Annotated in this window: 19 protein-coding genes; 11 read left to right on the top strand and 8 right to left on the bottom strand. The window is 61.4% G+C overall.

The annotated features are described in order from the left end of the window. Positions 1 to 3486: a YhdP family protein gene (locus ABIE28_RS06905; RefSeq protein WP_354061370.1), complete on the bottom strand. Its 3486-nt coding sequence runs from the start codon at positions 3484 to 3486 to the stop codon at positions 1 to 3. A gap of 148 nt (positions 3487 to 3634) precedes the next feature. Here ABIE28_RS06905 and ABIE28_RS06900 point away from each other — a divergent pair, with 148 nt between their 5' ends. Then, on the top strand, positions 3635 to 4123 hold the full coding sequence (locus ABIE28_RS06900) for a peroxiredoxin (protein WP_354061368.1): 489 nt from the start codon (positions 3635 to 3637) through the stop codon (positions 4121 to 4123). 118 nt (positions 4124 to 4241) lie between these two features. Next, positions 4242 to 5333: a M23 family metallopeptidase gene (locus ABIE28_RS06895; RefSeq protein ID WP_354061366.1), complete on the top strand. Its 1092-nt coding sequence runs from the start codon at positions 4242 to 4244 to the stop codon at positions 5331 to 5333. 159 nt (positions 5334 to 5492) lie between these two features. Here ABIE28_RS06895 and prfB read toward each other — a convergent pair. Further along, positions 5493 to 6615, bottom strand: a protein-coding gene (gene prfB / locus ABIE28_RS06890) for a peptide chain release factor 2 (RefSeq protein WP_354061364.1) whose coding sequence is annotated in 2 segments (ribosomal slippage) — positions 5493 to 6545 and positions 6547 to 6615 — 1122 coding nt in all. Because the reading frame shifts where the segments join, the coding sequence is not laid out codon by codon here. 132 nt (positions 6616 to 6747) lie between these two features. Here prfB and ABIE28_RS06885 point away from each other — a divergent pair. After that, positions 6748 to 7221 (top strand): c-type cytochrome, encoded by a 474-nt coding sequence (locus ABIE28_RS06885; RefSeq protein WP_354061362.1) that lies wholly within the window; start codon positions 6748 to 6750, stop codon positions 7219 to 7221. A 39-nt stretch (positions 7222 to 7260) separates the two neighbouring features. On the opposite strand, the gene ABIE28_RS06880 is transcribed toward ABIE28_RS06885, so the two are convergent. The 3 genes from ABIE28_RS06880 to ABIE28_RS06870 all read right to left on the bottom strand — a co-directional run bounded on the left by ABIE28_RS06880 (position 7261) and on the right by ABIE28_RS06870 (position 11709). Continuing rightward, a complete protein-coding gene (locus tag ABIE28_RS06880) occupies positions 7261 to 7755 on the bottom strand; it encodes a peptide deformylase (RefSeq protein WP_354061360.1) in 495 nt (164 codons plus the stop codon). Further along, positions 7755 to 10268 carry a penicillin-binding protein 1A gene (locus ABIE28_RS06875; RefSeq protein WP_354061358.1) on the bottom strand — a complete coding sequence of 838 codons (2514 nt, stop codon included), beginning with the start codon at positions 10266 to 10268 and terminating at the stop codon, positions 7755 to 7757. Before ABIE28_RS06875 ends, ABIE28_RS06880 begins: the two co-directional genes overlap by 1 nt. Positions 10269 to 10455: 187 nt before the next feature. Continuing rightward, the gene (locus tag ABIE28_RS06870; RefSeq protein WP_354061356.1) at positions 10456 to 11709 is read right to left on the bottom strand and encodes an N-acetylmuramoyl-L-alanine amidase; all 1254 of its coding nucleotides are present in this window, start codon (positions 11707 to 11709) and stop codon (positions 10456 to 10458) included. A 606-nt stretch (positions 11710 to 12315) separates the two neighbouring features. Here ABIE28_RS06870 and ABIE28_RS06865 point away from each other — a divergent pair. From ABIE28_RS06865 to ABIE28_RS06855, 3 genes are all read left to right on the top strand, one after another. Further along, complete coding sequence (locus ABIE28_RS06865; RefSeq protein ID WP_354061354.1) at positions 12316 to 15039, top strand: Rne/Rng family ribonuclease; 2724 nt, start codon at positions 12316 to 12318, stop codon at positions 15037 to 15039. A 48-nt stretch (positions 15040 to 15087) separates the two neighbouring features. Further along, positions 15088 to 15780 (top strand): helix-turn-helix transcriptional regulator, encoded by a 693-nt coding sequence (locus tag ABIE28_RS06860; protein ID WP_354061352.1) that lies wholly within the window; start codon positions 15088 to 15090, stop codon positions 15778 to 15780. Between the two features lie 61 nt (positions 15781 to 15841). Then, positions 15842 to 16216 (top strand): VOC family protein, encoded by a 375-nt coding sequence (locus ABIE28_RS06855; protein ID WP_354061350.1) that lies wholly within the window; start codon positions 15842 to 15844, stop codon positions 16214 to 16216. 6 nt (positions 16217 to 16222) lie between these two features. Here ABIE28_RS06855 and ABIE28_RS06850 read toward each other — a convergent pair whose 3' ends face one another. Further along, complete coding sequence (locus tag ABIE28_RS06850; RefSeq protein ID WP_354061348.1) at positions 16223 to 17368, bottom strand: pyridoxal phosphate-dependent aminotransferase; 1146 nt, start codon at positions 17366 to 17368, stop codon at positions 16223 to 16225. A 156-nt stretch (positions 17369 to 17524) separates the two neighbouring features. Here ABIE28_RS06850 and ABIE28_RS06845 point away from each other — a divergent pair, with 156 nt between their 5' ends. The 5 genes from ABIE28_RS06845 (at position 17525) to aat (ending at position 21567) form a co-directional block, all read left to right on the top strand. Continuing rightward, positions 17525 to 18388, top strand: coding sequence for a DsbA family protein (locus ABIE28_RS06845; RefSeq protein WP_354061346.1), 864 nt, complete (start codon positions 17525 to 17527; stop codon positions 18386 to 18388). Positions 18389 to 18481: 93 nt separating this feature from the next. Then, on the top strand, positions 18482 to 18919 hold the full coding sequence (gene aroQ / locus ABIE28_RS06840) for a type II 3-dehydroquinate dehydratase (RefSeq protein ID WP_354061344.1): 438 nt from the start codon (positions 18482 to 18484) through the stop codon (positions 18917 to 18919). Positions 18920 to 18953: 34 nt separating this feature from the next. Further along, positions 18954 to 19454, top strand: a complete 501-nt coding sequence (accB, locus tag ABIE28_RS06835; RefSeq protein ID WP_354061342.1) for an acetyl-CoA carboxylase biotin carboxyl carrier protein — start codon at positions 18954 to 18956, stop codon at positions 19452 to 19454. A gap of 10 nt (positions 19455 to 19464) precedes the next feature. Beyond that, positions 19465 to 20811 (top strand): acetyl-CoA carboxylase biotin carboxylase subunit, encoded by a 1347-nt coding sequence (gene accC, locus ABIE28_RS06830; protein ID WP_354061340.1) that lies wholly within the window; start codon positions 19465 to 19467, stop codon positions 20809 to 20811. Positions 20812 to 20928: 117 nt separating this feature from the next. After that, positions 20929 to 21567 (top strand): leucyl/phenylalanyl-tRNA--protein transferase, encoded by a 639-nt coding sequence (gene aat / locus ABIE28_RS06825; RefSeq protein ID WP_354061338.1) that lies wholly within the window; start codon positions 20929 to 20931, stop codon positions 21565 to 21567. A gap of 67 nt (positions 21568 to 21634) precedes the next feature. Here aat and ABIE28_RS06820 read toward each other — a convergent pair whose 3' ends face one another. Both ABIE28_RS06820 and ABIE28_RS06815 read right to left on the bottom strand, forming a co-directional pair. Continuing rightward, positions 21635 to 22021, bottom strand: a complete 387-nt coding sequence (locus ABIE28_RS06820) for a DUF2155 domain-containing protein (protein ID WP_354066415.1) — start codon at positions 22019 to 22021, stop codon at positions 21635 to 21637. Between the two features lie 52 nt (positions 22022 to 22073). Continuing rightward, positions 22074 to 22457 carry an NADH:ubiquinone oxidoreductase subunit NDUFA12 gene (locus ABIE28_RS06815; protein WP_354066414.1) on the bottom strand — a complete coding sequence of 128 codons (384 nt, stop codon included), beginning with the start codon at positions 22455 to 22457 and terminating at the stop codon, positions 22074 to 22076. Positions 22458 to 23109 lie beyond the last annotated feature (652 nt).

Here is a 23109-nt window from a genome sequence, read left to right as displayed (position 1 = left end):
CTATCTAATCTGTGGGCGTTCCTGCGCGCGGAATTCGAACAGTTCGCGGAAGGCGCCGGGGACCAGGGCCGAGAGCGGATTGATCTTGAACTCTGGCTTGTCGAGCGGTCCGCTGACGGCAAAGGTGACCCCGAGCAGCCCCTCGCCTTCGCGACCGCCGAGCAATGGTCCCAGCAGCGGAATTTGCTGGAACGCGTTGTTGAGCCCGAACAGCGGCACATAGGTGCCGGTCAGATCGTACTGGCGGCTATTGGTGTAGATGAAGCCGCGCGCCGTGCCGCCGACCATGTCGCCGGTCAACATCGCTTTGGTCACCTCGATGCGGTCCGGCATGCGCTGGAAATCGACCTGCGCACCGTCAAAATCGAGGCGGTTTTGTCGCGCGATGGCATTGCGGGAATCCGAGTGATTGCCCAGCACCTGAATGACATTGGCCTCATCGACAATCGAAAAGCCGCGCATGATCAGTTGCCCGGCCTCGGCATTGACCTTGCGGTCGGTCGTCAGCACCAGATTGCCCGAACCACCTGCGAGCTGCGAATAAACGCCGAGCAGGCGCAGGATGGTGCCGGCATCGTTGAACGCCACCGACAGCGTGCGGCCATTGGGGGCCGGATTGGTGGTGACCGAGATACCGTTGCCGTCGCTGAACTGTGCCGTCAGGTTCGCCCGGCGCATATCGCTGCCACGCAGCAACAGGTTCAGATCGACGTTGAACGCCGTGGTGGCGTAGTAGCCGAGCGCGCGGTCGAGCTTGACGTCGAGCGAGATGGTCTGGGTGAACTGGGTCGATTGCACGCCACCCGAACCTTCACCGAGCCCGAAAAACTGCCGCAACATTGGCTTGAGATCGAGCTGGCTACCATTGATCTGGACGGCGTAGCCACCATCGATGGGCCGCAGCGCCAGTTGCGTGCGGTCGCCGCTGCTGAGGCCAAACTGGCTGAAATTGGCGGACACCTGGCCATCCTTGGCGTGATAGGTCAGGTCGCCGACCGCCGTCACCGTGCCAAAGGCCAGGTTGATGTCGCTGAGTTCTGTCACATCGCCCGAGGGCTTGACGGTCGCGCTAAGCGAACCCGCCGCACCTGCCGCCTTGCGGATGCCGATATCCTTGATGTTGACCGCCGCGTCCTTGAGGTCGACCACCACCTTGAGCGCGCCGTCGGTCGTCGGTTGCGCGATGAAGCGCACCGTGCCGCTCATGAATTCCGAGGCGTCAAAGCCCATCTTGGCCAGATCGGCCACGTCGATGGTCGAACCCAGCTTGATCGATGGGTCGGTGGTGGGCGTACCGGCGATTTCGAGTTCAGCCGGCAGCCCGTCGATCTCAGCGGTGCCGCCGAGCTGATAGCCGTCCTGGGAGGCGCTGAAAGCCAGTTGGCCATTGCCGATCTTGCGATCCTGAATGGGTTTGCTGCTGGCGAAATTGCTGACAGTGCCATTGACTACATAGCCAATGTCCATCGGCCGCCCGCTGGCCTCGTCGGCGAGGTTGATCGTTGCAACGAGCCCCATATCGACCGAACCCGTGACGGCATTGAGGTCGATGGGCAGCGTTGCATTGGCGACGGCGTCGGGCTGCTGCTCCTTGGCCAGAGCGAGCAGCGCCGGGATCGGCGCGTTGATGTCGCCGGAGACCTCGATGATGCTCTCGGCCGGATTGGAATTGTCCATGATCACGGCCGGGTTGGTGACGCGAATATCGCCCGAGGCTGTCGTCAGCCTGCCGCCACCGGCCGAGACCGTGAGATTGGCGTCATCAAGCTGCAGCCGCGTTTCGCCCTCGATGGCGATAGCCGCCATTTCGGCAGTTGGTTTGACGGCCACGCCAGTTCCAACCATGTCGATCTGAATGGCATTTTCGGGGATCGGCTTGTCTTCCCCTTCGCGGCCAATCGAGCCAACCGGGAATTTGAAATCCATCCGCGAGCGCTCGACCTTGCCTTCGGTCACATTGGCGACGAACCAGTCGCGACTCTCGGTGCCCATCGTATATGGCCAGAGGCGCTTGAGATCGTCGGCCGTAACGCCCTTCCCGACGATCGACAGATTAACGCCAAGGCCAGCCTGCAGCATATCGATCCGTCCGGCGCCTTCCACGGTCCCGTCACCCTTGCTGGCGAGAAAACGGTCAATGCCCAGTGTCCCGTAGAGCGGTGCCGACCAGCCGGTAAACTCCATGCTGTCAAAGGGCGCGGCGGGGGCGTCCATGTCGGTTGGATCGATCACCACGTCGCGAGCTTTGATCAGCATGGCCATGGTCGGGCCATAGGTCGGGTCCAGCCCCATGGCAAAAGTGCCCGATATGTAGGCGCTGCTGTCGCCGAGCTGGATCGCCGCCTCATTGAGGGTGAACTCCCCCGCTTCGGGCGACCAGCTGATTTCCATGATCGAGCTGGCGATGGGGAAATAGGCATCCTTGAGGCGCAGATCGAGCCCGGTCAGGTCGACCTTGAAATTGCCGTCGATGAGCTTGCCGCCGTCCTTGGTAAAGTTCGCATCGACCGACAACGCCCCGGCCCCGCGCATCGCAGCCATGCTGGTGGGATCGTCGATGAAGGGCAGGAATGCCGCGAAGTCGATATTGGTGACATCGGCCTCAAGCCGCGAGCCGCCATCATCATCGACGGTGCGACTGAGGCCACCGGTCATGACGCGACCGCCCAGCGTGGCGGAGAATGTGGCATCGGTCTTGCGGCGGTTGGCCGTTGGCTCGATGGCGACGTTGATCTTTTCAAAGCGCCGATAGAGGCCATACACGACGTCGTTCATATCGACGGTGCCGTCGCGCACAACGAGGCGCGAAAACCGCCCCTGGGCGGCCTGATCGACGATATCGGCAATGCTGTGCTCGCCCGATTCCAGATTGTAGATCAGCCAGTCATTGTCAGACCGCATGGTGATCGGCTGGTCGGTGCCTTCGATATCAACGCCGGTTGGCGAAATCTCGACGGCCGGAAAGGCATCGTCACCCTCGCTGATACGGATGGTGGGCGGCCCGCCGTCAGCGTTTTCCTCGATGGCAAAGCTGGTGGGGCGTGGCCCATAGAGATCCTGCACCATCTGGATATGCGGGCGAACGATAGTAATGGTCGCGCCCGGTTGGCCGAAGATGGCACGGACTGGCGAAAAGCCGATCTCGAGCGCGTCAGTGGTGATGCGCGCGCCGCTTTTGGTGTCGGTGAATAGGACCGGCGAGAACTGGACGACCGGCCAGATGCCGTTTTCCAGCGTCAGCGCCATTTCGCCGAGTTCGAGCGTTGCGGTTGCGGGAATGGCGGATTGGGCCAGCGAGCGCACCGCTTCGCCGCCAAATGGCAGGCGCACGGGGGTGAACAGCAAGACGAGATAGAGGATCAGCGTCAGAACGCAGGGGATGCCCAATATCCAGACGGCAAGCTTGGCCGCGTGCCGCGCAGGGTGCCGCGTGCCCGAGGCAGACGGCAAAACCGGGGTGTCTGCGGGTAAGGTTGACGCGCTCACTTGCTTCCACGACGAGACCGGGCCGATATCTGCTGGCACCTCAAGAATCAACCGCAGAAGGCGGTCTCTTGCCCAATGATACCGGCTGGAATATGGCACTGACACCCACATTCTCTCTTGGCCGCAACTGTTGACTGAAAGGTCCCTGATGCCAGATTTGACCGAAGGCGACCTTGCTCCGGATTTTACCTTACCACTCGATGATGGAAGGACTTTTAATCTTGCGGCTGAGCGCGGACATCCGGTTGTATTATTCTTTTACCCCCAGGACGATACCGGTGGCTGCACGACCGAGAACAAACAATTCTCCGAACTTGCGCCCGAATTTTCCCGCCTCGGGGCAACTCTGATCGGCATTTCGCCGGACACGCTGGAAAAGCACACCAAGTTTCGCGCTAAGCATGGCCTGACCGTGCCGCTGGCGGCAGACCCGGAACACCTCGCCATCGAGCCATTCGGGCTGTGGAAGCCCAAAAAACTCTATAGCCGCGAGTTCATGGGGCTGATCCGCACCTCGTTCATTATCGGCGCGGATGGCCGGGTGGCGCGGATCATCAAGGCGACGCGCATTGCCGGTCATGCCGAAAAACTGCTCGAAGCGCTTGCTGCGCATGTGGCTGAAAACCCAGCCAAATAAGCTTTGTTAACCATGCATCGTCATACTGCGGTCACCATATTTGTGGCGTCGCGGGGTGTGTTGGGTGCGTAATCAGGGAAATTTTGCACGGGCCGAACCTCCGCAGAAACGCCGCGCCATGGGCGTCCACCCTGGCCTGTTTTACGGCATGTTTGCCGTGCTGCTCTCCGGCAACGCCCTGCTCGGCACGGCGCTGCTGCTCTCGCCCGACATCGCCCGTCTGATGAATGGCCAGTCCACGCAGATCGTGGAAGCCTACGAAGATCGCATCGCGCAGCTGCGGGTCGAGGTCGACCGGCTGCATTCGCGCAGCTATGCGCAGACCGGCGACATCAATCTGCAACTGCAGGAACTGGCACAGCAGCAGGAAGTGCTCACCGAGCAGCACCAGTTGGTGCGCGTGCTGGTCGACAAGGCGGGCGCGCTCGGGATCGAGGCTTCTGCGCCGCCACATGATTTCAGCGCTGACACGGCCTATGCGCCTGCCATGACCAGCTCGGGCAATCCAGACATCAGCGCGACGGCCAATGCGGTCACGCGGATGATGAACGAAACCCAATATGCCATGACCTCGATTGCCGAAACGGCGACGGTGCGCACCGATAGCATCGTGTCGGAACTGTCTGGCCTCGGCATCCGGGTCAACCTGCCATCGGGCCTTAACGGAATGGGCGGACCACTCTTGCCCGCTATCGAAGGTGGTGACGCCGCTTCGCCGGTGGTGGACGACGCCAACGCCGTAATGGCCGCCCTGCTACGCTACAAGGTGGCGCGCGAAAGCATCGATGGCGCGCCGATCCATATGCCGATCTCGGGCAATTTCCGCCAGAGTTCGGGCTTCGGCAACCGGACTGACCCGTTTTCGGGTGGCCGCGCGTTTCACGCTGGACTGGACTTTGCGGCGCCATCGGGCACGACCGTGCTCAGCGCAGGCAAGGGCGTGGTGAGCTTTGTCGGCACACGCTCAGGCTATGGCAATGTGGTGGAAGTGACCCACGATAATGGGCTGATCACACGCTACGCGCATCTTTCGGGTTTTTTGAGCGAAAAAGGCCAGTCGGTTAATACCGGCACGCCAATCGCCAAGGTTGGGTCGACCGGACGCTCGACCGGACCGCATCTGCACTTTGAAGTGCGCAAGGCCGACAACGCAATCAATCCCAAGACATTTCTCGAGGCCGGGAAGCGCTTGCTGGCCATATTGGGCTAGTTGCGCTTAGGCGGAGCGCCATTTCCTAGAGGATACCCCCCACCCCGCCTCCCCCTGATAGGGGGAGGAGTTGGGCTGCTGGATCTGGCGGGATCGCGCGTCAGACTAGATCAGTCCCTCCCCCTTTTCAGGGGGAGGTTAGGTGGGGGTATTCTTGCCTTAGTCGGCCGCGACGTCCGTGGCCACACCGACGCGCTGCGCCAATGCTGCTTCCATGAACTCGTCGACGTCGCCGTCGAGCACGACTGAGGGTTGGCCGCTTTCGACGCCGGTGCGCAGGTCCTTGACCATCTGGTAGGGCTGCAGCACGTAGGAACGGATCTGGTGGCCCCAACCGATATCGGTCTTGCTGGCCGCCTGGGCGTTTGCCGCTTCTTCGCGTTTCTGCAATTCGGCCTCGTAGAGGCGCGATTTCAGCATGGCCATGGCCGTTGCACGGTTCTTGTGCTGGCTGCGCTCCTGCTGGCAGGCCACGATAATGCCCGAGGGCACGTGGGTGATGCGGATGGCGGAGTCCGTCGTGTTGACGTGCTGACCACCGGCGCCCGACGCACGATAGGTGTCAACCTTGAGATCGCTTTCGCGGATTTCGATGTCGATGGAGTCATCGACCACCGGGTAAACCCAGCAGCTCGAAAAGCTCGTGTGACGGCGCGCCGCCGAATCGTAGGGGCTGATGCGCACCAGACGATGCACGCCGCTTTCGGTCTTGAGCCAGCCATAGGCATTGTGTCCTTTGACCAGAATGGTCGCGGACTTGATGCCGGCTTCTTCGCCGTCGTGCATTTCGAGCACTTCGACCTTCATCTTCCGGCGTTCGGCCCAGCGGGTATACATGCGCAGCAGCATGTTGGCCCAATCCTGGCTCTCGGTGCCACCAGCGCCGGAGTGGATTTCGACATAGCAATCGTTGGCATCGACTTCGCCCGAGAGCAGTGTCTCGATCTGGCGACGTTTAGCGACGGACTTGAGCTCAAGCAGAGCGTTTTCCGCGTCCTTGACGATCTCGGCGTCGCCTTCGGCTTCGCCCATCTCGATCAGTTCGACATTGTCGCGGATGCCGGCTTCAAGCTCGCGCACCGCCTTGACGGCAACGTCAAGCTCGTCGCGTTCGCGCATCTTGGCGCGGGCCTTTTGGGCGTCGTTCCAGAAATCGGGAGATTCAGTTTCGGCGGTCAGCGCGTCGCGGCGCAGTTCAGCAGTATCCCAGTCAAAGATGCCTCCTCAGCAGGGTCAAAACCTGCTCGATTTCGGCGATGGCTCTTTCGATTTCCATACGCATTGGACAATTCCTTTAGTAACGGCGCCCCGTTTAGCGGACCCACCGAATAGGATCAACCGCCTAGATGGGCGCTCATTGTAGTTGGGGCAATAGAAGCCTAGCATCCCCTCACCTGTTGAGGAGGTAGCTACCGTGTATACGAAGCTGTTTGCCGTCGGGATGTCATTCCTGACGATGGCGACGCTTGCCAGCGCGCAGGATGTCTCAGTTGAAAAAGGCGCCCGTATTGCCAAGATCGGTGGGTGCCACGATTGCCACACGCCCGGATATAGCGAGGCCAATGGGGTGCTCGATCCGGCCGTGGCGCTAATCGGTAGCCCGGTGGGCTATCAGGGGCCGTGGGGCACGACTTACGCCGTCAATCTGCGTATCGAGGCGGCGAAATATTCGGAGACCCAGTTCATCGACTATCTCAAGCATTTTGAGACCATGCCGCCGATGCCCTGGTTCAACGTGCACGAACTCGACGAGTCCGAAATCCGGTCGCTGCATCAGTATATTCTGTCACTTGGCGCGCCGGGCGACCCTGCCCCGACCTATGTGCCACCCGGCGTAAAGCCGACGACGCCCTATATCGTCTTCGTTCCGGTGATGCCGGCTGGCTGAACAACACCGGCCCGCCTTGCAACAGCGCGGGCCTGATTTCTAGCGCCTCGATTTCTCGAATTTGCGCAGCGCTGTGTCGCGCTTGATGCGTGAGATCCGCTGCAGGAAAAACACGCCCTGCATCTGCTCGATTTCATGCAAAGCGACGCGGGCGGCAAAGCCTTCGAGGCGTTCGCTGTGGGCCTGGCCGTCACCAGTCTCGTAGGACACGTCGGCCCAGACCGGGCGCCCTACAGGGACTTCGATGCCCGGCAGGGATACCGAGCCCTCTGCCCCGATCGCAGTTTCGGTCGAGACATCGCCGATAACCGGGTTGAACATGACGCGATAGTCGCGCTGTTGCACATCGGTAGCGACGCTCACCACGACGACGGGCTCGACCAGACCAAGATGGGCTGCGGCAAGGCCATAGGCGTTGACCTCGGTTGCGGCGGCCAGCAGCCGCTCACCGGCATCGAGAAGCGCTATGTCAAGCGGACGCGGTGTGGCAGCTGACGTCAGCGCGGGGTTCGGCCAGATTGCGAAGTCCGGCATTAGAACAGTCCGCCACCGCCGCGTGCTACCCACTGGCCGGTCGTTGGATCATAGATACGCTGGCCGGCTGCCGCTGGTTGCTGCAGGGCGGGCTGGGTCGTGATGCTCTGGCCGTATTCCTGCTGCATGCTCTGCTGGCGCTGGGCGGCGTCATAGGCGTTGATGTCGCCGATGCCGATAACCGAGGTCATCGAATTTGGACCTGTTCCGGGCTTGAAGGCTTCCTTGATCGAGCCTTCGCCGGCCGAGGCCGTGGTGCCGGTATTGGGGTTGATCCAGGCGTCGGTCATGCCGGGTGGTTCGTTGAACGGGGTTGGCGGCTTGCCTTCAAGCGCCTTGGCCATGAACTCGGTGAAGATCGGCACGGCGAAGGTGCCGCCCGTCACAGAGCTACCCATCGAGCGCGGACGATCGTAACCGACATAGACGCCAACGGCGAGTTCGGGCGTGAAGCCGACGAACCAGGCGTCCTTATAGTCATTGGTGGTGCCGGTCTTGCCGGCGACAGGACGGTTCAGCACGCGGGCTGCAGTACCGGTGCCGCGCAGCACAACGCCTTCCATCATCGAAGTGATCTGGTAGGCGGTCATCGGGTCGAGCACCTGCTCGCGATTGTCGACGATGACGGGCTCGCCCTGCCCGGTCCAGCTGGTGGCTTCGCAGCCCTGGCACAGGCGCTGATCGTGGCGATAAACAGTGACGCCATAGCGATCCTGCACACGGTCGATCAGCGTCGGTACGATCTTGCGGCCGCCATTGGCGATGGTGGCATAGGCGGCGGTCATGCGCATGTCGGTGGTTTCACCGGCGCCGAGCGACATGGCGAGCACCGGCTGCATGCTGTCATAGATGCCGAACAGCTTGGCATATTCGGCCACCAGCGGCATGCCTATATCCTTGGCCAGGCGCACGGTCATGACGTTACGGCTGCGTTCAATGCCGCGCCGCAGGGTCTGCGGGCCATAGAACTGCTGCGCGTAGTTTTCCGGACGCCAGATCGAGCCGTCGCCATTGCGGATTTCGACGGGCGCGTCGAGCACGACAGACGCCGGCGTATAGCCATTGTCCAGCGCCGCCGCATAAACGATCGGCTTGAACGACGAGCCCGGCTGGCGCAGGGCCTGCGTGGCGCGATTGAACTCGCTCATGGCGTAGGAGAAGCCGCCGACCATGGCCAGCACGCGACCGGTGCGCGGGTCCATCGCAACCAGTGCGCCTTCGATTTCAGGCACCTGTTCGAGCGTGTAATTGCCGACCTTGCCGGCCACTGGCGATACGTAGATCACGTCGCCGACCTTGAGGAAGCTCTGGACGGATTTGGAGACCCACTTGATGTCGGAGCCAGCCAAAGTGCCGACAACCCGGTCGTCGGCCACGGCGCCGCCGGCAACGGTATCCGGGCGCAGGCCAATGCTGGCCTGGTTGTTGCCGACTTCCAGCACGACCGCCAACTGCCATTCCGGCACATCGCTGAGCGGGATGATCTTGGAAACGTCGACGCCCCAATCGTCGCCAATTTCGATGCTGGCGACCGGCTCGCGGAAGCCGCGGCTGTGATCGTAAGAGATCAGGCCATCCATCAGCGACTTGCGGGCATATTCCTGCAGCTTGGGTTCAAGCGTGGTGCGCACCGACAGACCGCCGCCATAGAGCTGGTCTTCGCCATAGAGCTTGGCCAGTTCGCGGCGCACTTCCTCGGTGAAATACTCGGCCGAATAGAGCTGGCTGCCACCGGCGCGTGGGAACACGTTGAGCGGCTCGGCCTTGGCCACATTGGCCTGCTCGGTGGTGACATAGCCGTTTTCGACCATGCGATCGATCACCCAGTTGCGGCGCTCGACAGCGGCCTGTGGGCGACGGAACGGATGGTAATTGTTCGGGCCCTTGGGGAGTGCAGCGATATAGGCGGCTTCGCTCAGCGTCAGCTGGTAGAGCGCCTTGTCGAAGTAGTTCAGCGCCGCAGCGGCCACGCCATAGGAATTGAGGCCGAGGAAAATTTCGTTGAGATAAAGCTCTAGAATACGGTCCTTGGAAAAGGTCGACTCGATACGAACAGCGAGTAGTGCTTCCTGGATCTTGCGGTCCCAAGTCTGTTCGGAGCTCAACAGGAAGTTCTTGGCGACCTGCTGGGTGATCGATGAACCGCCGCCCTGAATGGAGCTGTTGCCATCCATGCGGGCCAAAACGTTGTCGCGCAGCGCGCGGACAATACCGTCGAGCGCAATGCCGCCGTGGTTGTAGAAATCCTTGTCTTCGGCAGACAGGAACGCTTCAACCAGCAGTGGCGGCACGGTTTCAATGGGCTGGAACAGACGGCGCTCGCGGGCGAATTCGGCCAGCAGCGTGCCATCGGCCGCGTGAACGCGGGTCGTCACCGGCGGCTGGTAGTCCTTGAGAACCGTATAGTCGGGCAGTTCAGCCGATACATGCGTGAGGTAAATGGCGGCCACGCCAATGGCCCCCAGAGCCGCAAACATACCGAAGCCAAAAAGCCAGCCGAGCAAGCGCAGCATATAGTTATTCTCTCCAGGGTCGTGCCCCGCCAAAGCCGGTCGACCGCACATATGCACCGAAGCCGCCGCAACAGCGCATCGGAAATTCAGGTGGAATCATAGCAGACGGGCGCGGAAATTTCGATCACAAGGCCGAAACTCTCCCCCGCTCGCATCGCTTGTCAGGCGGCGTGACCGAATTGTCACATCACTCTTCAGGGGCAAGACTGTCGAAATAGGAGGATATGCCGCGCGCCAAAGCTTCGGCGGTGCGATCCTGCCATTCGCTGCGCATCAGGTTGGCCATATCGTCGGCATTGGACAGGAAGCCCAACTCGATCAGTACCGATGGAACGTCGGGCGCCTGCAGCACGAAGAAATCGGCCTGGCGCACCGGGAACCGGCGCAGTTCAACGCTGGGTTCCAGCTGATGCACGATGGCTTGCGCCGCCATATAGGATTGGTGGCGCATTTCGCGGCGCATCAGGTCGAGCAGGATATCGACCACCTGAGGCGCCATTTGCGGCATGGCAAAGCCCGCGATCACGTCGGTCTTGTTCTCAGCCTCGGCGAGCACCTTGTCGAGGACGTCAGTGGCGTTCTCGTCGCGCGTATAGACGCTGGCGCCGCGAATTTCAGGCTGCTGAAAGCTGTCGGCGTGAATGGAGATAAAGAGGTCGGCCTTGTTGGTGCGCGCCAGTGCGACCCGCTCTTCAAGACGCAGATAGGTGTCGTCCTCGCGCGTCAGGGCGACGTCGAAGCGATCCGAGGCGACGAGCAGTTCCTGCAGTTTCAACGAAAAGGCCAGGACAATGTCCTTTTCCTTGACGCCGCTGGGGGTGCCGGCGCCGCTATCGATGCCACCATGGCCCGGATCGATCACCACCAGTGGCCGCGTGACGATCGGTAGTTCGGAGCCGCCTGCCGGGGTCGAAGTCGCAATGGCTGGCGCGGCGGTGCCTGATGCCGCCAGATCACGCGCAACGTTGGCGGCAAATTCTTCGGCGGTGGCGGGAATGACATCGACCACGAGGCGGGCGGGCTGTCCCTCGAATGGGTCAAGCATATAGGCCTGCTGCACCTGCGCCGGACCGGAGAGGTTCAGGATCGTGCGCACGCGGTCGGCGGCCGCCTGCTCGACCTCATAGTCCGAAACCACGCCCTCGCCCGACGGAACACCGGTTGGTTCGGGCACGGAGAAGGTCGCGGCACGCACGTCGATGGCCAGCCGATCCGGGTCGGTCATCGTCACCAGGGCAAATTCGGTCTTGGAGGCAAGGTCGATGACCAGCCGCGCCCGTTCGGGCGTCGCCGAGACGCGCACGTCGATAACGTTGGGCAGGCCAACCTGCGCCACGGGTGCTGCTGGCGCCGGCGCCGGTGCATCCTGGGCCTGTGAAGAGCCAGCAAGGCAAAGCGCCGCAACGAACGGGACGATGAACAGTCTTAGGGAATTCAACAAGCGGAGCGGCCCCATATTCCTGCAGACACCGCGTGACACCCTGATCGGGCGATTCTGCGGCGCGAAAGCTCTTATGCGATGATTTGCGGGGCGGGCCAATAAAGGGACTGTGAATTGGTGTGCGCAGTCAGGTTTTGACTTTCCTGTTGCCAATCCGTCGCAACATCCCTACACGCTTAGAGGTGAAGCGCATGCTTCTTGCGGTACCAGTTTACGCGGCCCATCGGGCAGTGACAGCGACGCACGAAGTGGCCAGCTCAGGGAACGAAGAGATATCCCAAAGGCTGGTTCAGAAGCGGCAGATCCTGCGCTTCGTTGAAGAATTTCGGTCCCACTGGACCGGACGGTTGCGACCATCTCCGGATGCTTGCAGCCCAATAGGAAGAGGTCAGATGGCCCGCAGGCGAACAGAACGTGACGCGATCGATATGTCCGATTGCCGTTTTGCTACGCTGCATCTTCCGGCCATGACCAACTATATCGGTGCGTTCAAGGCAGAGCTTCTGCGCGCCACTACCCCCAAACCATTCGCCTCGCACTGCGCCACCAGAAGGATGCCGGCTATCCGGCGGCCTCTTGTCGGCGCGCGAGCGCGCGGAGTTCATAATGGCTACCAAGAGAATGCTGGTGGATGCCATCCACCCGGAAGAAACACGGATTGTCGTCACATCGGGTAACAGGCTCGACGAGTTCGATTTTGAATCGGCGACCCGCCGCCAGTTGCGGGGTAACATCTACCTCGCCAAGGTAACGCGCGTTGAGCCGTCCTTGCAGGCTGCGTTTGTGGAGTATGGCGGCAATCGCCACGGCTTCCTCGCTTTCAGCGAAATCCATCCTGACTACTACCAGATCCCTGTTGCCGACCGCGAAGCGCTGCTGCGCGACGAAGAGGCCGAAGACCATCACGACGACGTGGACGAGAACATCTCGCTCCCCGAAGGCGTAACCGAGCCTGACGCCGAGACCGACACGCAGGACATGGAAGGCGCCAGCCATATCGAGCAGGCACCGGCCAATACCGAGCCTGTCGAGTCGATCGGTGGTGCCGATGCGCTTGAAGAAGTGCCCGAGCGTCGCCGCTCGAGCCAGAGCCGTCGCCACTACAAGATCCAGGAAGTCATCAAGCGCCGCCAGGTCATGCTGGTGCAGGTGGTCAAGGAAGAGCGCGGCAATAAGGGCGCGGCTCTGACGACCTATCTGTCGCTGGCTGGCCGTTATTCGGTGCTGATGCCCAACACCGCTCGCGGTGGCGGCATTTCGCGCAAGATCACCAACGCTGCAGACCGCAAGCGCCTCAAGGAAATCACGTCCGATCTGGAAGTGCCGCAGGGCATGGGCGTCATTTTGCGCACGGCGGGTGCTTCGCGCACCAAGGCCGAGGTCAAGCGCGACTTTGAATATCTGATGCGCCTCTGGGAGAGCGTGCGTGAGCTGACCCTCAAGTCGCAGGCACCATGCCTCGTCTATGAAGAAGGCTCGCTCATCAAGCGCACCATTCGCGATCTCTATAACAAGGACATCGACGAGGTTCAGGTCGCGGGCGACGACGCCTACCGCGAAGCCAAAGACTTCATGCGCATGATCATGCCGAGCCACGCCAAGAACGTGCAGCTCTACAAGGAAGATCAGCCGCTGTTCTCCAAGTATGGCATCGAAGCCCAGCTTGATTCGATGTTCTCGCCGACGGTCACCCTGCCCTCTGGCGGCTATATCGTCATCAACCCGACCGAAGCCCTGGTTTCGATCGACGTGAACTCGGGCCGCTCCACCAAGGAGCACAATATCGAGGACACCGCGCTCCAGACCAATCTGGAAGCGGCCGAAGAAGTGTCGCGTCAGCTCCGCCTGCGCGATCTGGCCGGCCTGATCGTCATCGACTTCATCGACATGATGGAGAACCGTTCCAACCGGGCCGTCGAGCGCAAGCTCAAGGATTGCCTCAAGGACGACCGTGCCCGCATCCAGGTTGGCCGCATCAGCCATTTCGGCCTGATGGAAATGAGCCGTCAGCGTATCCGCTTCGGCGTTGTCGAAAGCTCGACCCACAAGTGCCCGATCTGCGATGGCACGGGTCTCGTGCGTTCGGTCGAGTCGCTGGCGCTGATGATCATGCGTCACATCGAAGATCACGTGCTGCGCCGTCAGGGCCAGTCGATCAACGTCCGCGTGCCGGTCGATGTTGCGCTCTATATCCTCAACTTCAAGCGCGAGACTCTGACTGCTCTCGAAATCCGCAATCAGCTGTCGATCACCATCACGGCTGACGGCAAGCTGACCGGTAACCAGTTCGCGATCGAAAAGGGCGAAGCCCGCGTCATCGCTTATGCCGAACAGCGCGCGACCGAACATGTTCGTGTCGATAGCGCCGTGATCGAAGACGACGCAGACGACGATATCATCGACGAAGTCGAGGACGAAGAAGCCGAGGCAGAAGCCCGTCCGGCTGCTGCCGCCGCCGAAGCTGGTGAAGGCGAAGGCCGTCGTCGTCGTCGTCGCCGCCGTCGTGGCGGTGCCGATCGCGAAGAGAATGGTCAGCGTCCACAGCAGCAGCGCGCCGCACAGGCACCAAGCGTTGAAGCGGAAGCCGTGGCTGACGACGAAGACGCCGAAGGCGACCACGAGGAAGCAACCGTCGGCGCCAACGGCGAGGCCCGTTCCGATGACGAGCCACGCAAGCGCCGCCGTCGTGGCCGCCGTGGTGGTCGCCGCAATCGTCGTGAAGGCGAAGAAGGTGCAGAACGCGCTCCATCGCCAGCTGGCGAAGAGGGCCTGACAGCTTCGGAAACCGAAGCTGTTGCCGGCGAACTGCTGGCTCAGGACGACATCGTCGCTGCCGAAACGGCTCCAGTGGAAGCGGCAGCTGAAGCTGCTGCCGCAGCCGCCGAAAAGCCAAAGCGCAAGCCACGGGCTCGCAAGCCAAAGGCTGAAACGGCGGAAGCCGCGCCAGCTGAAGCTGCAGCACCGGCCGAAGTAGCGGCCCCGGTGGAAGCTGAGGCGGAAGCTCCTGCTGCCGCCGAAAAGCCAAAGCGCAAGCCACGGGCCCGCAAGCCAAAGGCTGAGACGGAGGAAGCCGCGCCAGCTGTGTCGGTTGCCGAAGCGGCGCCTGTCGCTGAAGCGGCCCCTGCTCCAGCGCCAGAGGCACCCGTTGCAGCACCAGCTGCAGCTGAGGTTGCCGAAGAGGCTCCAAAGTCGCGTCGCGTCAAAAAGGAACTGCCCGCCGAAGGCGTCGTGGTGTCCTCCAGCGCGCCAAAGGCTGAAGTCGAAGGCGATGCCGAAGAGCAGCCCAAGAAAAAAGCCGGTTGGTGGCAGCGCCGCCTCGGTCTTGGCTAGAAATAACAAAGGCGGCCTTCGGGCCGCCTTTTCTCTTTTTGAGCGCCCATGTCTCGCACCAACCGACTGCTCGATCTGCTGCAATTGCTGCGCAACCGGACGACACCGGTGACCGGGCCTGACCTTGCAGCCGAACTCGGCATTTCCATCCGCACGCTCTATCGCGATATCGCCACGCTACAGGCGCAAGGCGCGGACGTCGTTGGCGAGCCGGGCCTTGGTTATGTGCTGCGCCCCGGCTTTACCCTGCCGCCCCTGATGTTCTCGGCTGACGAAATCGAAGCCATCGTGCTAGGCTCGCGCTGGGTCGCGGCGCGTGCCGATGACAGCCGGTTGAGCCAATCGGCCAAGCAGGCGCTGAGCAAGATCACCGCCGTGCTGCCCAAGGATTTGCGCGAGCGGGCCGAGGCGACCAATCTGCTGGTCGCGCGGATGGGACCGCCACCAGCCAGCGTCGACGCCGGATTGATCCGCCTCGCCGTCCGCGATGAGCGCAAGCTGATCATCACCTATGCCGACCTTGATGGCCGCGAAACGGAAAGGACGATCTGGCCGTTCCTGATCGGCTTTTTCGAGCAGGCGCGGATTGTTGGCGGCTGGTGCGAGTTACGGCAGGATTTTCGCCATTTCCGCATCGATCGCATCACGAGGCTTGAGACGACCGAGATTCGCTATCCGCGTCGCCGTGCGGAAATGCTCAAGGCCTGGCGAGCGCAGAACAACATTTCGCCCCCGACCTGACAGCCACTGCCGGAAACTGACACCCCATTGGCGCATGGTCTCTCCATCAAAGGAGACCACCATGCGTATTCTCAATTACCTTCTGCTGTCCGTCGCCGACCCCGCTCGTAGCGAGGCATTCTACTCTAACCTCTTGGGCATCAAGCCGGTCGAAAACAGCCCATCCTTCGTGCTCTATGTGCTGCCCAATGGCATCCGACTGGGGCTGTGGATCAGGGGCGAAATCGAGCCGGCACCGCGCGATGCCGGCGGCCTCGAAATTGGCTTCAGCGAAGACAATGACGCCGCGGTTACGGCAACCTACGAGGACTGGAGCGCCAAGGGCGCAACCATCCTGCAGTCGCCCACGCGAATGGACTTTGGCTTCACCTTTACCGCCGAAGACCCTGACGGGCATCGCCTGCGCGTTTTTGCCGTCGCCGCCAATCCGCGCTGATCTGGACTACTTGAGAAAGCCACGCATCCGTTCGAGGGCGAGTTCAATCTGCTCGCGCTTGCCGGCATAGGAGAAGCGGACATAGCGGTTGCCGCCGGCCCGGTCGAAATCGATCCCCGGCGTCACCGCAACACCCGCTTCGTCCAGCAGCGTTTCGCAAAAGCTCAGCGAGTCGTTGGAGAATGAACTGATGCCCGCATAGGCATAGAACGCGCCGTCCGACGGGGTGCCGATGTCAAAGCCAAGCGCGTGGAGGCCATCATTGAGCAGCACGCGATTGGCGGCGTAGCCCGCCTTTTGTTCCTCCGCATAATCGCGCTCACCGAGCGCCACCGTGGCCGCGATCTGGCTCAACGTTGGCGCCGAGATGAAAAGGTTTTGCTGCAGGATTTCGGCGCGCCGGATCAAATCGTCCGGCAACACCATCCAGCCGATGCGCCAGCCGGTCATGCAATAGTATTTGGAAAAGCTGTTGATGATGATGGCGTCGCGGGTCAGCTCCAGCGCGCTGACCGATGGGCCTCGATAGTCGAGCCCATGGTAGATTTCATCCGAGATCAGCCGCACGCCGAGGCGCTTGCAGGTATCGACGATGTCCTGCAGCCCTGCCCGGTCGACCGCGGCGCCCGTCGGGTTTGCCGGGCTGGCAAACAGCAATCCATCGAATGGCTGGTCGGCATGGGCGGCGGCAATATCGGCGCCGGTCAGACGCCAGCCATTGGCGGCGGTCAGCGGAATTTCGGCGATGCCGAAGCCAAGGCCCAGCAGCGTGTTCACATAGGCCGGATAACCGGGTCGCGTGATGGCTATGCGCGCGCCGGGGCGGAATGCGGTGTGGAATGCAATGATGAAGCCGGCCGACGAACCCATGGTGCACAGGATCGAGTCGGGATCGACGCTGACCGCGTGCTGCTCGGCATAGTATTTCGCCAGTCCGTCGCGCAGTTCGTGCAGTCCCTTGGCATTGGTATAGCCCTGCGCCTGCGGCAAAGCCCTGGCGACCGCCTCGATCACGCGTGGCGCGGGTGGAGAGCCGGGCTCACCCACCTCGAGGTGGCACACCGTCCGCCCGGTTGCCTCAATGGCCTTGGCGCGCTTGAGGATTTCCATGGCATGAAATGGCATCAAGCCGTCGGCAGGCTGGTCGGTCATGGGCGGTTCCTTGCTACCCATGGGGCCTAGCCCGTTCTGCGGCGTGCCTCAACAACAATTGATGGCTTGGGTAAGACGCCCGACACTCCTGGGTGCCAATGTGGTTGCTGCTCTGCTAGAAGCAGCACAACGAAATATTGCGGGAGCCTCCGGTCCATGTCGCGCGTCACTTTTGCCCTTGTTGCCCTGGTGGGCGTTTTGGCCGGGGCCTTGGGCTATTCGGTGGTCAACAAGCCCGCGCCGCAGACCGATACCGCTGCCGTTCAGGTGATGATCGACCAGGCCATCGCTTCCTATGACGCGACCCGCAAGCCAACCGAATCGACGCCAGCGGTTGCCGCGATCGATGCCGACACGATCAACCCGCTGATCGAATCCTACCTGATGAGCGATCCAAAAATCCTGCAGCGCATGTCCGTTGCGCTCGATTCGACCCTGCAGGCCGAATCCCGCGCCAGCTCCAAGACGGCAATCGCCGCCATGCAGGACAAGATCTTCAACGCACCCGGCCAGATCGTCATTGGCAACCCGGATGGCGACGTCACGCTGGTCGAGTTCTTTGACTACAATTGCGGTTATTGCCGCGCTGCTGTGCCAGACATGGCGGCCCTCTTGGCCGAAGACCCGAACCTGCGCGTCATCCTCAAGGAATTCCCGATCCTCTCCAACGAATCAATCGATGCGGCCCGCGTGGCCGTGCTGGTTGGCGACGCAGATGTGGACTACTGGACCTTCCACGAAGCCCTGTTCACCAGCCGTGGCCAGGTCGACAAGCAGGTGGCCCTCGCCGCCGCTGCCGATCTGGGCCTGAGCCCGGTGTCGATCGAACTCGATATGGGCAGCGAAGCCGTCTCGAAGTCGATCCAGACCTCCTACGAGATCGCCCGCGCGCTCAACATCACCGGCACCCCGACCTATATCATCGGTAACGAGATCATTCCCGGTGCCATTGGCGCCGACGAGCTGCGCAGCCGCATTGCCAATATGCGGGCTTGTGGAGAGACCCAATGCAAGGGCTAAGGCCCAAATTCTGCCGTGTTTTTTGCCTTTTCGGTGCATTTCGTATAACCGCTCTTGCGCTGTCCCAAAGCGCCGGTGCAAAAGGCAAAAATAATGGCTAAGCGCGTTCTTGTCCTCAATGGCCCGAACCTCAACCTGCTCGGAACTCGCGAGCCGGGAATCTATGGTTCGGAGACACTCAAAGACGTCGAAAATCTGTGCAAGCAGGTCGGCGACGAATTGGGGCTGAGCGTCGATTTCCGGCAGTCCAATCATGAGGGTGAGCTGATCACCTGGATCCATGAAGCGCGTGAAACCGCCGATGCCATCATCATCAATCCGGCCGGTTACTCGCACACTTCGGTGGCGATCCCCGATGCCCTCAAGGGCGTGGGCCTGCCGGTTGCCGAAGTGCACATTTCCAACATCCATCAGCGCGAAGCCTTCCGGCACCATTCCTATGTGTCGGCCGTCGCCTTTGGCGTCATTTGCGGCTTTGGCGTCACCGGGTATAGACTGGCGCTCATAGCGCTCGCCGATAAACTGAAATAACGATCAACGCGTTTAGCGCGGGAGACCGACAAGAATGACCAAGTCATCGCAAGTGGATCAGGACCTGATCCGGACCATTGCCGAGCTGCTCAACAAGGAAAATCTCGCTGAAATCGAGATCGAGCAGGAGGACTTCCGGGTCCGCGTCACCCGCTCATACGCCAATGAAGGCGTGACCTATGCGGCGCCTCCGCCGCAGTATTATGCGCCAGGCCCAGCCGCTGCCGCGCCAGCTTCGATCGCGCCTGCTGGCTCGGTTCCTGTAGCTGCCCCTGCCGCAGCCGAAGACCTCGCGTCGAACCCAGGCACGCTGACCTCGCCAATGGTTGGCACTGCCTACCGTTCGCCAGAGCCAGGCAAGCCAACCTTTGCCGAAGTTGGCACCAAGGTCACCGAGGGCCAGACGCTGCTGATCATTGAAGCCATGAAGACCATGAACCAGATCCCGGCGCATCGCTCCGGCACCGTCACGCGCATTCTCGTTCAGGATGCACAGCCGGTGGAATACGGCGAGCCGCTCGTCGTCATCGAGTAAGGGGGACTTCATGTTCCAAAAGGTCCTCATCGCCAATCGCGGCGAAATCGCTCTGCGCATCCTGCGCGCCTGCAAGGAACTGGGTATCCAGACCGTTGCGGTGCATTCGACGGCCGACGCCAATGCCATGCATGTGCGCCTCGCCGACGAAAGCGTCTGCATTGGTCCGCCAGCCGCCAAGGACAGCTATCTCAACATTCCGTCGATCATGGCGGCCTGCGAGATCACTGGCGCCGATGCGGTACATCCCGGTTACGGGTTCCTGTCGGAAAACGCCCGTTTCGCCAAGATTTTGACCGAGCACAAGGTGACCTTTATCGGTCCCTCGTCGCACCATATCGAAATTATGGGCGACAAGATCACGGCAAAGAAGACCGCCGTCGAGCTTGGTATTCCGGTCGTTCCCGGCTCTGTCGGCGCCGTTGAAAGCGACGAAGACGCGATCAAGACCGCCCGCGAAATCGGCTATCCGGTTCTGATCAAGGCAACCGCCGGTGGTGGTGGTCGCGGCATGAAGGTCGCCAAGACCGAAGCCGACGTTCTCGAAGCCTGGTCGACCGCGCGCACCGAAGCCAAGGCCGCCTTTGGCAACGATTCCGTCTATATGGAAAAGTACCTCGGCAAGCCGCGCCATATCGAAGTGCAGGTGCTTGGCGATGGCCAGGGCAATGCCGTGCATCTTGGTGTGCGTGACTGCTCGCTGCAGCGTCGTCACCAGAAGGTTTGGGAAGAGGCCGGTGGCCCCACCATCAAGCCGGAAGAGCGCGACAAGATCGGCGAGATCTGCGCCGCCGCGATGCGCAAGCTGAAGTATTCGGGAGCTGGCACGATCGAGTTCCTGTACGAGAATGGCGAGTTTTATTTCATCGAAATGAACACCCGTCTGCAGGTGGAGCATCCGGTTACGGAACGCATCACCGGCATCGACATCGTCTACGAACAGATTCGTGTCGCTTCGGGCGAGAAGCTGTCGATGCGTCAGTCCGATGTGAGCTTTTATGGCCATGCCATCGAAGTGCGTATCAATGCTGAAGACCCACAGACCTTCGCACCATCGCCGGGCACGATCACCTTCTACCACCCCGCTGGTGGCGTTGGTGTGCGCGTCGATTCTGCTGTCTATCAGGGCTACAAGATCCCGCCCTATTACGACTCGCTGATCGGCAAGCTGATCGTTTACGGTCGTACCCGTGAGGAATGCCTGCAGCGTCTGCGCCGCGCGATCGACGAATTCGTCATCGACGGTATCAAGACCACCCTGCCGCTGTTCCAGCGTCTGATCCGCGAGCCAGACGTTCTGGCCGGAAATTACGACATTCACTGGCTCGAAAAATACCTGGCCGAGAACAAGGTCTGATTGAAGGCTCATCATGGGTGTCGCAGCAGACCTCATGGTGAGCCCGTCGAACCACGAGGTCGTGCCCGCATGGTGCCACGACCTCGCCCTTCGACAAGCTCAGGATGAGGTCTACTGATGGCCCGCCGACAAGACCCCTTCGATGTCGACATCACCCCCGAGCTGATCGTTCGCGCCTATCGCGCCGGCATTTTCCCGATGGCCGAAGACGCGACGGACGAGGACATATTCTGGGTTAGCCCGGAAATGCGCGGCATCATCCCGCTCGATGGCTTTCACCTCTCGACCAGCCTGCGCAAGGCGATCCGCAAGACGGGTTTTACCGTCAAGGTTGACAGCGATTTCGCAGCGACCATCGAGGGCTGCGCCACCGTCGGGCAGGACCGCGACAACACCTGGATCAACCGCACCATTCGCTCCGTCTATGGCGAACTGTTCCGTCGGGGCGTCGCACACACGGTGGAAGTATGGGACGGCCGGGATCTGGTCGGTGGCCTCTATGGCCTCGCCATCGGCGGCGCCTTCTTTGGCGAGTCGATGTTTCATCGCCGCACCAATGCCAGCAAGATGGCGATGGCGCATCTGGTCGACCGCCTTAATGCCGGCGGCTATGTGCTGCTCGACACCCAGTTTGTGACCGACCACCTGGCGTCACTGGGCGGCACGGAAATTCCGCGCGAGGACTATGAGGAGCGCCTCGCCGAGGCCCTGCAGCACAAGGGCGACTGGTGGGCCTGGGACCGCGCTAATCTCTGAGCCCGTTGCTGCTCCAAAGAGCGATCATTCCCGGAAAACGATAGGGCCAATCTGCCCTGCCCGCAGTTTAGCGCGCCTCGGGTGGCGGAACGTCGGTGCTGGTTTTGCACTCGACCAGCCATACGTCATAGATGGCGTGGTCGACAGCGTTCAGCGCCGGACTATCGGCAAACATCCAGCCGGTGAAAATGCGCTTGGAAACGCCGGTCAGGCTGCGCTGGTCAACTTCAAGGAAGGCCGAAACGCGCTGCGCTTCGGTGTCCGGGCGGTCGTAGCAGGCGCGTGGCGTGATCTCGAGCGCGCCGAACAGCACTGTCTCGTCGATATAGACGTCAAAGCGCGTGATGCGGCCCGTGATCTTGTCGAGGCCGGCAAAGGTCGCGACGGGATTGGCAATGGGCTGGGCAGCGGCGGGCAGAGGCAGACCTGCGAGCGCCACCATGGGCACCAGCATTGTCAGCACACGCAAACCTGTTGAATCGCTAAGGCGCAAGGCGCCGCAGTCCCTATTCAGGCGACCAGGCGTCGTAGTCGCCGGTCACGCGAGGACGCTCGCCCTTGTTGAGCAGGCTGCCGTCTGGACGGTAGGCGGCGGCGGTGCCGGTCAGATTGGGCTCGTGCGGCTTTTCCCAGGCGTGCGGAACGTATTTGTCCTGCGACGGCACGATGTCGGTGCGGTGATGCATCCAGCCATGCCAGCCGGGCGGGATCTTGGACGCATCGGCATAGCCGACATAGGTCACGTAGCGGCGGTCGGCCTTGGTGTCCTGATAGTAGCGATTGCCGAATTCGTCGCTGCCGACATATTTGCCGAAGCGCTTGATCCACAGCCGCGTTCCCCACGTCTGCCCGCCCCACCAGGAGAAGATTTCACTGAGGAACTGCTTGATACCGGATTTGGCCAATTGTCGATTCCGCCGTCGAGATATTCGAGTTGCGCCGGTGTACCATGGGTGGTCCACGCAGCCTAGTGTTTGGCGGTGAATTTACCGCGCCTTCAACCCAGCCATGAGCGCACTGCCACCGAGGCTGTTCGGCGACATATGCACAGCAGCACGACTCATAGTGGCCCGCTCATCTCAGACACAACATCTAGGGGTTGTGTGCTGCCGTCATCTTCGAGACAGCCATCACCCAAATATGGAGCACCTGCCCCGCCGATGGGCTCAAACGCGCAATAACCCTTGATCTGCCGTGGTCAGGCTGGCGCGAAGCCGTGGTGTGTTCGCACACAACCAACCCACAAGTGGTGGTGTCCATTTGTAGGCGACGGTTTTATGGCAAAATTTCTGCGCTTGACACCATTCCGGGCCGGCGATTCTACGCGCAACATTCATCGTAAACGCGCGATTAACACCCATCGCAAAGAGGCGATCATCAAGGATTTCCGTGGTGTTAGCGGCGCTTCCTCAGTGCGGATTTAGCTTGCCGGTAGGGCTTGGAAAAAGCGTCAAATCACTTGCTCAAGCCCTGTGTTTTCCTTGCACTTTGTCCCCGTAATCCACATATTACCCCTACTAGCTGTTGTCGCATCATCGTCAC

Source organism: Devosia sp. 2618, from assembly GCF_040546815.1.
GTDB lineage: Bacteria > Pseudomonadota > Alphaproteobacteria > Rhizobiales > Devosiaceae > Devosia.
Note: the sequence above shows the minus strand (reverse complement) of the source record. Positions and strands in the feature narration are given on the sequence as shown.